Here is a 14773-nt window from a genome sequence, read left to right on the forward strand (position 1 = left end):
AAGATAATATTTGTTATCTTGATTTTATCACTAGGAAGCTATGAAACTTTACGAGCTACTTGCCAACTCAATTGCTCAATCGATTCAGGAGGGAGTGCTTTGTCGTGGAGATAAACTTCCTTCTGTGCGGCAAGCCAGTGCAAGTCGCAACGTGAGTGCTGCTACTGTATTAGAGGCTTATTATCTTTTAGAAGCACGAGGCTTGATTACGGCCCGTGATCGCTCTGGATATTTTGTCACTAGCGGCACTATTAATATCCCATCTTCGCCAGCGCCCGCTATTCTGAATCAACTAGAGTCAACGCAAGTCGATGTGAGCGAGCTGGTATTTGAAGTGCTGGAATCCATTCGGCTTAAAAGTGTTGTGCCTTTAGGGTCGGCATTTCCTAGCCCGTTATTATTTCCGAGGGCTAATTTGGCCAAAACCATGGCGTCAAGTGTTCAGATAATGGATCCTTGGGCAAGTGTAGATAACTTAAGTGCTGGTGATGTTAATCTTAGGCGTCAGATAGCATTGCGCTACATGATTGATGGTCTGCATGTGACAACTGACGATATTGTGGTAACTAATGGTGCATTAGAAGCATTGAATCTATGTTTGATGGCAGTTACACGCCCTGGTGATACGGTTCTGATTGAGTCCCCCACTTTTTACGCAGCGTTGCAATCTATAGAGCGTATTGGCTTGCGTGCTGTAGCAATCCCTAGTCATCCCAAGGATGGGATTGATTTAGGGGCTATGGAGCGTGCTATTCAGCAGCATCAACCTAAAGCCTGTTGGTTGATGACTAACTTTCAGAATCCATTGGGAAGTTTGCTTTCAAATGAGAAAAAAAAGGCATTGGTCGCACTTATCACAAAATACCAAATTCCCTTGATTGAGGATGATGTGTATGGCGAGTTATATTTTGGAGACAAACGTCCCATGCAAGCCAAGGCGTTTGATACAGAAGGTTTGGTGATGCATTGCTCCTCATTTTCTAAATGCCTTGCGCCTGGCTATCGCGTTGGCTGGGTTGTGCCAGGCAGGTATACAAAAGCGGTCGCGCGGCTTAAATTAACCACAACCATCTCTGCTTCCGTACCAGCACAAGTGGCAATTGCTAAGTATCTGCAAAAAGGTGGATATGACAAGCATTTGCGCAATTTACGCCATACCTTAGTAGTGAATCAAATCAAATTTGTAGAAGCAATTGAGCGTTACTTCCCTGAGGGGACATGCTTAACGCTACCTCAGGGTGGATATTTCTTATGGGTGAAGTTGCCAGATGAAGTGAATGCACTCGAGTTGCATAAGCTTGCGCTTAATAACGGTATTAGTATTGCACCAGGCCCGATATTTTCTGCACAAAAACAATTTACTAGTTACATTAGGTTAAATTATGGGCACATTTGGGATGCTCGAATTGACGAGGCACTTTCAATCCTAGGTACTTTAGTGTTCGGGCTGATCAGCTCGTCGTCTTAATAGTGTCACAGGCCATCTGTTATGCTTTTTTTCTCTGCATCTGTCTCTGTTATTTATTGATACCAAACCTTAAGCTTTAGTCACTGTTAAAAATAATCATTTGGCGGTTTATCAGCGCTAAATTTTTAAGGTGATTAAATGTATATCTATGATGAAATAGATCAGAAGTTGGTGGAGCAACGTGTTGCCCAGTTTAGAGGACAGACGCAACGATTCCTCGATGGCCAGCTTACTGAAGATGAGTTCCGTATTTTGCGTTTGCAAAATGGTTTGTATATTCAACGACATGCGCCAATGCTACGCGTCGCGATTCCCTACGGCATGCTCACCTCAAAACAACTGCGTGCTTTAGCGTATGTTGCTCGGCGTTGGGATAGAGGTTATGCCCACTTAACAACCAGACAAAACATTCAGTTCAATTGGCCTAGGCTAGAAGATGCGCCAGATATTCTGGCTAAGCTTGCCACTGTGCAGATGCATGCGATCCAAACCAGTGGTAATTGTATTCGCAATACGACAACCGACCATTTTGCTGGTGTTGCGCCCGACGAAATTGTTAACCCGCTCATTTGGTGTGAAATCATTCGGCAATGGTCAATGTTGCATCCAGAGTTTGCATTTTTACCACGTAAATTCAAAATTGCAGTAAGTGGTGCAAAGGTAGATAGAGCGGCAATTGGTGTGCATGACATAGGGCTGCAAGCAATTGAGCAAGATGGTGTCTTTGGGTTTATGTGCTTTGTCGGTGGTGGATTAGGTAGAACACCTATCGTGGGCAAACTCATTAATTCATTTGTTGCTTGGTATGATTTGTTAACTTATTTGCAAGCAACACTGCGTGTGTACAATTTACATGGCAGGCGAGATAATAAATATAAAGCACGTATCAAAATTCTTGTAAAAGACCTCACACCTGAAGTTTTCTCTCAGCAAGTAAATGAGCAGTGGGCAAGGATTAAAGGTGGTTCTGATACCGTGACTGAGGCATTTGTCAGCGATATTGCAAGGAAATTTACGTGGCCAGATTATGAGGTGATTCATGAAAATGATCATGCTTCAATAGACCTTCATTTGGCGACTAATCCTGTATTTGCAAGATGGTCTCGCACCAATGTGCATCCGCATAAAGCTTTAGGTTACTCCGCTGTCACGGTATCACTAAAAGCAACAGGCTCTCCCCCTGGTGATATTACTGCTGACCAAATGGAAGTACTTGCTGAAATGGCTGATAGTTACGGGTTTGGTGAGCTACGTGTATCTCACGAACAGAATTTTATTCTGCCAGATGTGAAAACAGACTCTCTTTATCGACTATGGCAAGCGCTTAACGTGCTTAATCTTGCAACGCCAAATGTTGGGCTAATTACCAATATTATTGCTTGCCCAGGCGGTGATTATTGCAGTTTGGCTAATGCCGTTTCTATTCCAGTTGCAACTGCGATTCAACAAAGATTTGATGATTTAGATTATGTGCACGATATCGGTGAGCTTGACCTTAATTTATCTGGTTGCATGAATTCATGTGGACATCATCATGTTGGCCATATTGGGATTTTGGGCGTGGATAAAGCAGGTGAGGAGTGGTACCAAATTACCATCGGCGGTAGGCAATCTGGTGCACTCCATTTAGACACTAAAACCAATAAAGACAACGATGAAAACTCAAGATATGGCGCAAGTGCAGCCATTGGTCGGGTGATTGGCCCTTCATTTGCTCGTGAGCAAGTACCTGACGTAATTGCACGTTTAATTCAAACATATTTATCGCTAAGAGCGTGTGATGCTGAGCGATTTATCGATGTGGTCGATCGAGTTGGTATTGAGCCTTTTAAAAAAGAGGTATATGGAGACCCTTTACTTTCGAAGCATTCAAACTTAGTGAGGGAATCTAATGTCTGAGCGTAACATGAACCTAATACGTGGTGGCCAACTTGAAGTGAGTCATGTGCAATGCTTTGATGTTGCAAATGAGAAAGCATTGTCAGTTCCTGCTGATGAGTCAAACTGGATGGTGACATTAGATACTTGGTTTGAGCATCAGTTGTCATTGTCTAATCGTCAATTTCCTATCGCTATATTAATCCCATCAGATGCTGATCTTGATGATGACGCTAATCAGCAGATAAAAGCGTTATGCCAAGCAAATATAGCGTTTATTGCGATAGATTTCCCTACTTATACAGATGGACGTGGATATTCATTGGCGCAGTTATTAAGAAATGTCTATGGATGGACTGGTGAGTTAAGAGCTGTGGGTGATGTGATGATTGATACTGTCTACTACTTGGCCAGGTGCGGTTTTGATAGCTTTCTGGTGAAGCAAGGACACAATGCTCAATTGGCATTAGAAGCTTTAAGCACATTTACCGATACCTATCAAAAATCATACCGTCAACCGATTCAGAAGTTAAGTTAGCGAAATTAAGCAGTTATTGCCAAGTAACCTTGAAAATAACTCTTGATAATTTAAACGTGAGTCATTTAATTATAAGCAAGGACCTCAAATGACAGATGCTAGAACCACATCTAAAAAAATAATCCCCATTGTCAGTGACCCTGCAAAAGGTGGGTTTATGCCGATGTATGAAGCGCAAGCTAAGATATACCCACGCAATACTTTTGGGTTCTTCAAGAACTGGCGCTGGGTGATGATTTGGATCACACAAATTGTGTTTTATGGTGTGCCATGGTTGCAGTGGGGTGAGCGACAGGCGATGTTGTTAGATATTAGTACGCATCGTTTTTACATTTTTGGCTTGGTCTTATACCCGCAAGACTTGATTTACTTAGTCGTCATCTTAATTATTTCTGCATTAGCTTTATTCTTATTTACAGCGGTTGCAGGCCGGCTTTGGTGTGGGTTCTCTTGTCCTCAGTCAGTGTATACGGAGATATTCTTATGGATGGAACGTAAAATTGAAGGGGATAGAGCTGCTCGTATACGTTTGGATGGTATGAAGTTTGGCTTTAAAAAACTTTACATAAAGTCCCTAAAACATTTTGCTTGGATCAGTTTCTCAATGGTGACTGGGTTTACGTTTTTGGGCTACTTTTCACCCATCCGTGATTTGTTCGATAGCATTATTCAGATTCGTCTGAGCCCTTGGGAAACATTCTGGATTTTCTTTTATGGTTTAGCAACTTATGGCAACGCAGGTTTTTTGCGTGAGCAGGTATGCAAGCATATGTGTCCATACGCACGTTTTCAGAGTGCGATGTTTGATAATGACACGCTAATTGTCACTTATGATCAGGAGCGCGGGGAGCCACGTAGTGGTCGCTCTAGAAAAGTAGATGCAAAACAAGAAGGTTTGGGCGATTGTATTGATTGCAACTTCTGCGTGCAAGTATGCCCAGTAGGTATCGATATCCGTAATGGTTTGCAATATGAGTGCATCAGTTGTGGGCTATGTGTAGATGCATGCAACAGCATTATGGATAAGATGAACTATCCACGTGGTCTGATTCGTTTCACTACTCAAAACGGGATTGCTCAGCATTGGACAAAACATCAAGTCATACAAAAGATACTGCGTCCAAGAGTGCTTATCTATAGTGCGCTGTTGTTATTGCTTTCTGCTGGGTTGGTAGCATCATTAGCCATGCGACCCGCGTTTAAGGTGGATGTCAACCGCGATCGTGGTGTGATGTCTAGGCTGGTTGCTGGCGGTAAGATAGAGAACGTCTATCAATTACAAATCACTAATGTTACAGAAGTGACTGAATCTTATCATGTCACTGTGAGTGGTTTAGATGGTCTGACAATGGTATCAAAAAATCAATTCACCGTAGACCCTGCCAATGAGCGATTGGTGGCAGTGAGCTTACAATTACCCGATGGTGCGGTACGTAGCGGTACACATCCTATTGTGTTTGAAATTGAAGCGTTAGGTAGTAAAGAGCGAGTCACGCAAAAGTCTATTTTCTATATGCCGAGATAGGGATAGGTTTTAGATTGAAATCAAGAGGCAGTTTAGTGCCTCTTGGTTATTGCGCAGTTTGAATGCCATTGGTGTATTTAAACTGTTTTCACTATTTGTAATACGGTTTAATTTATAATTCTTTTAGGCTTTTAACAGCACAATCACTGCACCACTACCGCCATCTTGTCGGCGCGCTTCTGCATAGGCAATCACCTCATCACGCTGCATTAGCCATCCTCGCAATTTATGTTTAAGTACAGGCTCACGGTTGCGAGAGCCTAAGCCTTTGCCATGCACAATACGCACACAACGGATGCCACGTTTTTTGCAGTCGTTTAAAAAAGTGGCAACGTAAAGCCTTGCTTCGTCACTGATTAAGCCATGCAGGTCAATGGCTGCTTGTATTACCCAATGGCCGCGTCGTAACTTGCTTAAAATGTCAGGAGCATGGCCATCACGTAGGTAAAGTAACTCCTCACCAGTTTCTAAATCATGCGCTGGGATATAGTAGTCACTTAACGAGTCAGCCAGTGCTTGTTGTTCGTCGCGAATGAATTGTTTGGGGATCGGTTTAGGACGTAGTGGCGCGTGATGGACGCGTTTCGGTTTAAGTGGACGTGCGTCTTTAACTGCTTCTAAAAACAGTTCAACTTCGTTGTCGTTTGCATCTTCCACCATGTTGATGGCTCTATTGAGTCAATGAGAGCGGTAGGGTTACCGCCCTCATCATACTTATTTTAAATAATCACTTATTTCGCGTGATCTAAATAACGCTCTGCATCAAGTGCCGCCATGCAGCCTGTCCCTGCGCTAGTCACTGCTTGGCGATAAATATGGTCTTGCACATCGCCTGCGGCAAAAACACCTGGTACGCTCGTTGCTGTTGCGTTACCTGCACGGCCCATTTGCGTCACAATGTATCCACCTTCCATTTCGAGTTGGCCTGCAAAGATATCGGTGTTTGGTTTATGACCAATCGCAATAAATACGCCCTGTAGTGCAATGTCTTTAGTACTACCGTCATTCACATTTTTAATACGCATGCCAGTCACGCCAGTATTGTCACCAAGTACTTCATCTAGTGTGGCAAATGTCTCTAGTACGATTTTACCTTCAGCCACGCGCGCCATCAGTTTGTCGACTAAAATGGCTTCTGCTTTAAATTTATCGCGGCGGTGTACCAGGGTCACTTTGCTTGCAATATTGGCTAGGTATAAAGCCTCTTCAACCGCAGTATTGCCGCCACCAATCACAGCGACTTCTTGGTTTCTGTAGAAGAAACCATCGCAAGTTGCACAGGCAGAAACACCTTTACCTGAGAATGCCTCTTCACTTGGTAAGCCTAGGTATTTGGCTGAGGCACCTGTTGCAATAATGAGCGCATCACATGTGTATTCGCCACTATCACCCACTAAACGAATTGGTTTTTCGGTTAAGTGAGTGGTATGAATATGATCAAAAATCATTTCAGTGTTAAAACGCTCTGCGTGTTTTTGAAAGCGCGCCATCAGCTCTGGGCCTTGCACACCATCTGCGTCAGCTGGCCAGTTATCAACCTCAGTTGTGGTCATCAGTTGTCCACCTTGTGCAATGCCAGTAATTAATACTGGTTTCAGGTTAGCGCGTGCAGCATAAACGGCGGCTGAGTAACCTGCAGGACCTGAGCCTAAAATAAGTAGTTTGGCGTGACGTGTTGCCATAATGTATTACTTTCTTGATTAATATTGAATTTTATACGTTGGGTGTGATGGTTTGTTTTTCAAGTAAACAGTGCAATATCTAAACATTTTTTGGAGATTACTCGTACCAAATAGTTAACGTTTTGCTACTTGGTTTGAGCCTATGTCCAAAAAATGCTTTGTTATTTTTCTAACAGGCTACGCAACATCCAAGCAGTTTTCTCATGTACCTGTAAACGTTGCGTGAGTAAATCTGCAGTTGCTTCATCTGATGCTGCATCCGCACTTGGGAAAACTGTGCGTGCTGTGCGGCACACCGCTTCGTGACCAGCCACTAATTCTGCAATCATATCTTGTGCTTTAGGCACTGAGTCAGACTCTTTAATAGAGCTTAATTTTGCAAAGTCACGGTAAGTGCCTGGTGCATATACATCTAAAGCACGAATACGCTCAGCCACTAAATCCACAGCGAGAGCTAGTTCGGTATATTGTGTTTCGAACATTAAGTGTAGCGTGTTAAACATTGGCCCAGTAACGTTCCAATGGAAGTAATGGGTTTTTAAATATAAGGTGTAAGTATCTGCTAAAAGATGTGAAAGGCCTTGGGCGATATTTTTTCTATCTTCTTCTTTGATGCCAATATCCATAGTGAACTCCTGATGTGACCTTTGCAAGGTCTTACAACGTTTTATGATTCGAATCTAGAATGATATTCTAATCCCTACGCAGCGACTTTGATACTGCTATAATTAAATCTGACACTTAAAATACGTTAAAGGTTTATCTTGTTTTTCAAAAAATCTAAACCAGTTAATGCTCGCCGTGAAGCCGAAGTCATTAAATCTAATGCCCTAGCTAATACGCTCATTAAAGAAGCTTGGTGGTTGGGTTTAGTGCTGATTGGGCTTTATATTACCGTCATACTTTTTACTTATAACCCTAATGATTCTTCTTGGTCGCACATCGCACCAGATGGCGCTGCTATCCAAAATAGCGGCGGTAGTGTTGGGGCGTGGATTTCAGACTTATTACTCTATGTATTTGGCTTTTCAGCCTGGTGGTGGGCTGTCTTAGCTTTTTATGCCATGTGGTTTGTCTATTTGGCATTAGAGGCTGTAGATCAGAGTGAAAAGCCCTTTCTGTTGTTTAATTTTTTCGGCTTTGCTTTGTTGCTTGTTGCCTCAAGCGCTTTGGAGGCAGGACACTTGATTAAACTGCCTGCATTATTGCCTGATAACGCTGGTGGGATGTTGGGCGTTGCCGTAGATGCTGGCTTGCGTAGCTTATTTGGCTATACAGGTTCTAGCATGTTGTTATTGCTCATGTTTGTAGTTGGGTTTAGTTTGTTCACTGGCTGGTCTTGGATCATGATTACCGAGAAGTTTGGTGCATTTTTGATTACTAGCTATGAGTTTATCAAACTTAAATGGCAAGATTGGCAAGATAGAAAAGCGGGTAAGGCCGTGGAGCAGGAGCGTGCGGAGTACGTAAAAAGCGAACGTAAACGTGTTGTGGACCGTGAGCCTGTGCAAATTGAAACACCAGTGCTTGAAATCGCACAGAGCGCTCGCGTGCAAAAAGAAAAACAGGTGCCATTGTTTGATACACATCCAGATACACCTTTGCCACCGATACACTTGTTGGATGAGCCATCTGGTACGGTCGAACTGCCATCTGCCGAAACCTTAGATTTTACCTCGCGCTTAATCGAACGTAAGTTGATGGACTTTGGCATTGAAGTGAAAGTGTTAACAGCCTTGCCAGGCCCAGTGATTACACGCTACGAACTAGAGCCCGCAGCTGGGGTTAAGGGTAGTCAAGTGACCAATCTGGTGAAAGACTTGGCACGTGCGTTATCTGTGGTCAGCGTACGTGTAGTTGAGACGATACCAGGCAAAACCTGTATGGGCTTGGAGATACCTAACCCTAAACGCCAAATTGTGTATTTATCTGAAATTATGGGCAGTCAGGCGTATGCAGATGTACATTCACCGTTGGCTATTTCTTTAGGTAAAGACATTGGCGGTAAACCCGCTGTGGCTGACTTAGCTAAAATGCCGCATGTGCTGGTGGCGGGTACCACTGGCTCTGGTAAGTCTGTGGCGATTAACGCACTGATTTTAAGTTTGCTATATAAAGCAGATGCTAGCCAAGTGCGTATGATTTTAATTGACCCTAAAATGTTGGAATTATCAGTGTATGAAGGCATTCCACATTTATTAGCGCCTGTGGTGACCGATATGCGCCAAGCGGCGAATGCTTTAAATTGGTGTGTGGCTGAGATGGAGCGGCGCTATAAATTGATGTCTATGCTAGGTGTGCGTAACCTTGCTGGCTACAACCAAAAGATTAAAGAAGCCGATAAAGCTGGGCAGAAAATCCCACATCCATTTAGTTTAACGCCAGATGAGCCTGAGCCGTTAGAAGAAATGCCATTAATTGTTGTGGTGATTGATGAGTTGGCTGACTTAATGATGGTGGTTGGTAAAAAAGTAGAGGAACTGATTGCACGTTTAGCACAAAAAGCTCGCGCTTCAGGCATCCACTTGGTGTTGGCAACACAACGCCCATCGGTTGACGTGATTACAGGCTTGATTAAAGCTAACGTGCCAACGCGAATTTCTTTCCAAGTGTCTAGCAAAATCGATTCACGCACGATTCTGGATCAAATGGGAGCCGAAGCCTTATTGGGCCAAGGGGATATGTTATATATGCCACCAGGTACAGGTTACCCAACGCGTATTCATGGGGCTTTTGTATCCGACCAAGAAGTGCATAAAGTGGTTGATTATCTTAAAGCCCAAGGTGAACCGAATTACATTGATGGCATTCTAACCAATGAAACTGAAGAAGGTGGTGCTGACTTTGTGGCTGGTACTTCAGGTAATAGTGGCGCAGAGGTTGACCCACTTTATGATGAAGCTGTTGGTATTGTGCTTAAATCGCGCCGCGCCAGTATTTCATCTGTTCAGCGTCAGTTGCGCATTGGCTATAACCGTGCGGCACGTTTAATTGAAGATATGGAGCGCGCTGGTTTGGTTTCTGCCATGCAGAGTAATGGTAATCGCGAAGTATTAGCGCCGCACCATGATGCTTAATAATTGAGTCTTAATCACAATTAGACCACGCTTAGCTTTAACTACTATTAGCTTTAACTACTGTGGGTCTTAATTTTTAAAGAAAAAACACACTAAATTTAATGAATATGATCAAAACCCCAAAACGTACTTCTGTGTACTTCAAGCTGATAAAAAGCCTGCTTGTCTTGCCTGTTTTGTTAACCGTGCAAACTGCACAGGCAGATGGCATGGATAGTGTGAAGATGTTCTATGAGAAAACGCAGGCAGTCCGTGCAAATTTTCATCAAACAGTGACGGATAGGCAAGGGCGTAAGGTACAGGAAGTGCATGGCATCATGCAACTTAAGCGACCCAATAAATTCAGGTGGGATTACAATAAACCTTACGAGCAGCAGATTATCAGCGATGGTAAGCAAGTATGGCTTTATGACACTGAGTTAGCGCAAGTGACCGTTCGTGATACGACCAAAGCGCTAGGTTCTAGCCCTGCGGCATTATTGGCTGGCGGAAAGGCGATTGAAGAGAGCTTTACACTGAGCAACACAGATAATAAAGACAGTTTGGATTGGGTGAGTGCGAAACCTAAAGATAAAGAGTCTGGTTTCGAGAAAATATTGTTAGGGTTTAAAGACAATCAAATTCAAGAAATGAGCTTGGTCGATAGTTTTGGTCACCACACAAAAATTGTCTTTACCAACGTGGAAGTGAATCCCTCACTCAATGAAAAATCATTTTTGTTTAAAGCACCTAAAGGTGTTGATGTAGTGGGCGAGTAAGACGTGGTGAAAGATGCCAATTTATTTTGAATAGTTTATTTACACCTAACACACCAGAGGCGCCGCTTGCTGAGCGACTGCGCCCTAAAGCCTTAGATGAGGTTGTTGGGCAATCACATCTGCTTGGCATAGGTAAGCCCTTACGTTTAGCGTTTCAGTCTGGTAAGTTGCCCTCTATGATTTTGTGGGGGCCGCCAGGGGTGGGTAAAACCACTTTGGCGCGTTTAATTGCCAATACCGCAGATGCTGAGTTTATTCCAATTTCTGCCGTGTTATCTGGTATTAAAGATATTCGCGAGGCCGTAGAGCGTGCCGAGCTAACCTTGCAACAGCATGGGCGTAAGACCATACTTTTTGTAGATGAAGTACATCGCTTTAATAAAGGTCAGCAAGATGCATTTTTACCATTTGTTGAAAGTGGCCTGATAACGTTTATAGGCGCTACCACTGAGAACCCATCTTTTGAGGTGAATAGTGCGCTATTAAGCCGAGCACAAGTGTTTGTGCTTAACTCTCTGTCTGAAGTGGAGTTGTCCTTATTGCTAGATCGTGCGCAACAGTTAGTAGCAGCAGATTTGGCTATTACACCAGAAGTCCGTGAACAAGTATTAGCTTATGCTGATGGCGATGCAAGGCGATTGCTCAACTTTGCAGAGGGCTTGTTTAATGCAGCTCAGGGTGCAGGCATCTCTGAAATAGATGAGGCATTTTTGCAAACCACGATGGCAAGTAAGCTACGTCGGTTTGATAAGGGCGGTGAAGCATTTTACGACCAAATTTCTGCATTGCATAAATCGGTACGTGGCTCTAATCCAGATGCCGCTTTATATTGGTTTTTACGTATGATTGATGGCGGTGCAGACCCGCTTTATCTTGGGCGCCGTATTGTACGGATGGCGGTTGAAGATATTGGGATTGCCGATCCGCGTGCACAGACCATGGCGCTAGAAGCTTGTCAGATTTATGAGCGTCTTGGTTCGCCAGAGGGTGAGCTGGCATTGTCAAATGCTGTCATTTACTTGGCAGTTGCGGCCAAAAGTAATGCGGCTTACATGGCTTATAACCAAGCTAAAGCCTTTGTTGCACAGGATAAATCTCGCCCAGTGCCACTGCATTTAAGAAATGCGCCCACTAAGCTGATGAAAGCATTAGATTACGGTAAAGAGTATCGTTATGCTCACAATGAACCAGATGCGTATGCTGCTGGGGAGAGTTACTTTCCCGATGATTTACCACCGCAACAGTTTTACTCTCCCACGCCACGTGGTCTTGAGGGTAAAATAGCGGAAAAATTAGCGCACTTACGTGAGCTTGATAAAAAAGCAAAAAATAAGCAGTGATAAGGCCATTATCTTAGCCAAAGGTTGTTAGCTAACAATTCTTAGCTAACGATTTTAGGTTGAGCCTTTTGATTGTCATTATTCAAAAGCGTTTTACATAATGCCTTTTCAGCATGCAATAGTATAAATAAGGGATTTAAATGTTAGACATTCAAGCATTAAGAAATGATTTAGATGGCGTAGTGCGCCAATTACAAGCGCGTGGTTTTGAGTTTGATGCAGCTAAGTTCAGTGCATTAGAACAGGAACGTAAAACCGTTCAGACCAATACGCAAGATTTACAAGCAAAGCGCAATAACGCATCTAAGCAAATTGGTTTTGCAAAGTCTAAAGGCGAGGATGTTAGCGCTATCATGGCCGAAGTGGCGGGCTTGGGTGAACAGTTAAAAGCGGGAGAAGCGCGTTTGACTGAGTTGCAGGCTGAACTACAAGGCATGTTGCTGAATGTGCCAAACTTACCACATTCAAGCGTTCCTGTAGGTAAGTCTGAAGCTGATAACGTAGAAGTACGCAAAGTAGGGTCACCAAGGTCTTTTGATTTTGAAGTTAAAGACCACACCGATGTTGGTATGCCACTTGGCTTGGATTTTGATACTGGCGCTAAATTATCAGGCGCACGCTTTACGTTAATGCGTGGACAGATTGCCAAAATGCATCGTGCGCTTGCGCAGTTTATGCTGGATACACAAACCGAGCAACATGGTTACGAAGAGTGTTATACCCCTTACTTAGTGAATGCTGAAACTTTGACTGGTACAGGTCAATTGCCGAAGTTCGAAGAAGATCTGTTCTCTTTGGCACATAATGACAGCAAGTTGTATCTAATTCCAACCTCTGAAGTGACGCTCACCAACACGGTACGCGATGAAATCGTGCCGTTCGAATCTTTGCCGATTAAGCTTACTGCACATACACCTTGCTTCCGCTCTGAGGCTGGTTCATATGGGCGCGATACCAAGGGGATGATACGTCAGCACCAGTTTGATAAAGTTGAAATGGTGCAAATCGTGCATCCTGAAACAAGCTATGGCGCTTTAGAGGAGATGGTAGGACATGCCGAGAACATCTTAAAAGCCTTAGGCTTACCTTACCGTGTGGTGTCGTTGTGCACAGGTGATATGGGCTTTGGTGCGGCTAAAACCTATGATTTAGAAGTATGGCTACCAGCGCAAAACACCTATCGTGAAATTTCATCTGTGTCTAATTGTGAGGCTTTTCAGGCGCGCCGTTTACAAGCAAGATTCCGTAATGAAAGCGGTAAGCCTGAACTAGTGCATACCTTAAATGGCTCTGGCTTGGCTGTAGGTCGTACGCTGGTGGCTGTATTGGAAAATTACCAAAATGCAGATGGCAGTGTCACCGTGCCCGAAGTGTTAAGGCCATACATGAATAATCTTACTGTGATTAAAGCCTAAGTTTGGCTAAATGTTAGCCCATACCTTAGTGCTTATACAGTAGTTCCAACACTAATCTAATACAGTTCTTAAGTGGAAATCGTTTACGTATGTGGACGCCTGATATTTTCTCTGGCGTCCAATGTCTATCAAAAAAAGCTATCTCATCATGGTTTGCATCCGTTTTATATCGTTGCATGCACTTATTTTATCCTTAGTCTGTTAGCCGCGCCTTTTCTTGGTGTGGTTGAAGTTGGTCATTTAACCAATAGTTTTTGGGTGAATGTGTCGCTAGCCTCGTTGTTTGATGTTGCTGGTTGGATGTTTTTGGTGCTATCACTCTCTAAAACTGACCTTTCGGTTTTTGGGCCATTAAACGCCTACAAAGTAATTGTTTCTATGTTGTTGGCTGTGCTGTTTCTCAATGAAGTACCTAGCGCACAAGGCTTTATTGGCGTGCTGATTATAGTCATCGGTAGTTTCTTCTTGATGCCGCCAGCATGTACCCACCAAGCACGTAGTCTCTTTGGTTTGTTCTTAGACAAAGGCGTTCAGGCGCGTTTTTTATCTATTATCTTATTCTCAGTTGGTACGGTTTTTTTGAAGAAATCGGTGGGTGATGGCGGCGTGCTTGAAACCATGATTTTTTGGTCTTTGATAGGTCTGCCACTTATATTAATAGGTAACTATTTCTTTCTACCTCATCATATTCAACATGAAATAAAAGCTACTAAGCCGCATCTGCATACGATTGCGTTAATCGGTGTCATGGTATTTTTAATGCAATATCTTACGTTATTGTTACTTGCCAACATGCTGGTGGCTTATGCCTTGGCTCTGTTTCAGCTTGGCATGGTGCTACAGGTATTCATTGGCTATCAAGTATTTAATGAAAAAAATATCGGTAGAAAATTACTTGCGAGTTTAGTCATGATGTTTGGTAGTGTTCTGGTGTTGATGAATTAAGTGGTGACAATAAGCATTTATTTTCCTAGCGTGCTTATTTGTATGGCTTAAAGTGAGCTATAGCAAAAAATTTTTCAAAATAACGTGAAATTGGTTTCTTGTAGGAGCGGTCAGTGACCGCGAACAATCTCTTTCGCGGTCACTGAC

General features: G+C 43.3%; 12 protein-coding genes. 9 read left to right on the forward strand and 3 right to left on the reverse strand.

From position 1 onward, the window contains the following. Nucleotides 1-40: 40 nt before the first annotated feature. The 4 genes from Q7U33_RS10390 (at nucleotide 41) to ccoG (ending at nucleotide 5409) form a co-directional block, all read left to right on the forward strand. Entirely contained in the window at nucleotides 41-1468 is a 1428-nt protein-coding gene (locus tag Q7U33_RS10390; protein ID WP_304860563.1) for a PLP-dependent aminotransferase family protein, read from the forward strand. 138 nt (nucleotides 1469-1606) lie between these two features. Further along, the gene (locus Q7U33_RS10395; RefSeq protein ID WP_304860565.1) at nucleotides 1607-3367 is read left to right on the forward strand and encodes a nitrite/sulfite reductase; all 1761 of its coding nucleotides are present in this window, start codon (nucleotides 1607-1609) and stop codon (nucleotides 3365-3367) included. Then, nucleotides 3360-3884: a DUF934 domain-containing protein gene (locus Q7U33_RS10400; protein WP_304860568.1), complete on the forward strand. Its 525-nt coding sequence runs from the start codon at nucleotides 3360-3362 to the stop codon at nucleotides 3882-3884. Before Q7U33_RS10395 ends, Q7U33_RS10400 begins: the two co-directional genes overlap by 8 nt. An 88-nt stretch (nucleotides 3885-3972) precedes the next feature. Further along, nucleotides 3973-5409: a cytochrome c oxidase accessory protein CcoG gene (gene ccoG, locus Q7U33_RS10405; RefSeq protein ID WP_304860570.1), complete on the forward strand. Its 1437-nt coding sequence runs from the start codon at nucleotides 3973-3975 to the stop codon at nucleotides 5407-5409. 123 nt (nucleotides 5410-5532) lie between these two features. Here the strand turns inward: ccoG and Q7U33_RS10410 are convergent, their stop codons facing one another. From Q7U33_RS10410 to Q7U33_RS10420, 3 genes are all read right to left on the reverse strand, one after another. Next, a complete protein-coding gene (locus Q7U33_RS10410) occupies nucleotides 5533-6069 on the reverse strand; it encodes a Smr/MutS family protein (protein WP_304860572.1) in 537 nt (178 codons plus the stop codon). 71 nt (nucleotides 6070-6140) lie between these two features. Further along, on the reverse strand, nucleotides 6141-7091 hold the full coding sequence (gene trxB, locus Q7U33_RS10415; RefSeq protein WP_304860575.1) for a thioredoxin-disulfide reductase: 951 nt from the start codon (nucleotides 7089-7091) through the stop codon (nucleotides 6141-6143). Nucleotides 7092-7252: 161 nt separating this feature from the next. After that, entirely contained in the window at nucleotides 7253-7717 is a 465-nt protein-coding gene (locus Q7U33_RS10420) for a Dps family protein (protein ID WP_304860578.1), read from the reverse strand. 138 nt (nucleotides 7718-7855) lie between these two features. Here Q7U33_RS10420 and Q7U33_RS10425 point away from each other — a divergent pair, with 138 nt between their 5' ends. The 5 genes from Q7U33_RS10425 to Q7U33_RS10445 all read left to right on the forward strand — a co-directional run bounded on the left by Q7U33_RS10425 (nucleotide 7856) and on the right by Q7U33_RS10445 (nucleotide 14626). Then, nucleotides 7856-10168: a DNA translocase FtsK gene (locus Q7U33_RS10425; RefSeq protein ID WP_370652005.1), complete on the forward strand. Its 2313-nt coding sequence runs from the start codon at nucleotides 7856-7858 to the stop codon at nucleotides 10166-10168. Nucleotides 10169-10269: 101 nt separating this feature from the next. Continuing rightward, nucleotides 10270-10926 carry an outer membrane lipoprotein chaperone LolA gene (gene lolA, locus Q7U33_RS10430; protein ID WP_304860580.1) on the forward strand — a complete coding sequence of 219 codons (657 nt, stop codon included), beginning with the start codon at nucleotides 10270-10272 and terminating at the stop codon, nucleotides 10924-10926. 26 nt (nucleotides 10927-10952) lie between these two features. Then, nucleotides 10953-12266 carry a replication-associated recombination protein A gene (locus Q7U33_RS10435; protein ID WP_304860582.1) on the forward strand — a complete coding sequence of 438 codons (1314 nt, stop codon included), beginning with the start codon at nucleotides 10953-10955 and terminating at the stop codon, nucleotides 12264-12266. Between the two features lie 140 nt (nucleotides 12267-12406). Continuing rightward, nucleotides 12407-13681 (forward strand): serine--tRNA ligase, encoded by a 1275-nt coding sequence (gene serS / locus Q7U33_RS10440; protein WP_304860586.1) that lies wholly within the window; start codon nucleotides 12407-12409, stop codon nucleotides 13679-13681. A gap of 72 nt (nucleotides 13682-13753) precedes the next feature. Next, nucleotides 13754-14626 (forward strand): EamA family transporter, encoded by an 873-nt coding sequence (locus Q7U33_RS10445; RefSeq protein WP_304860590.1) that lies wholly within the window; start codon nucleotides 13754-13756, stop codon nucleotides 14624-14626. Nucleotides 14627-14773: the final 147 nt, after the last annotated feature.

The organism is Methylotenera sp. (assembly GCF_030653755.1).
Lineage (GTDB): Bacteria > Pseudomonadota > Gammaproteobacteria > Burkholderiales > Methylophilaceae > Methylotenera.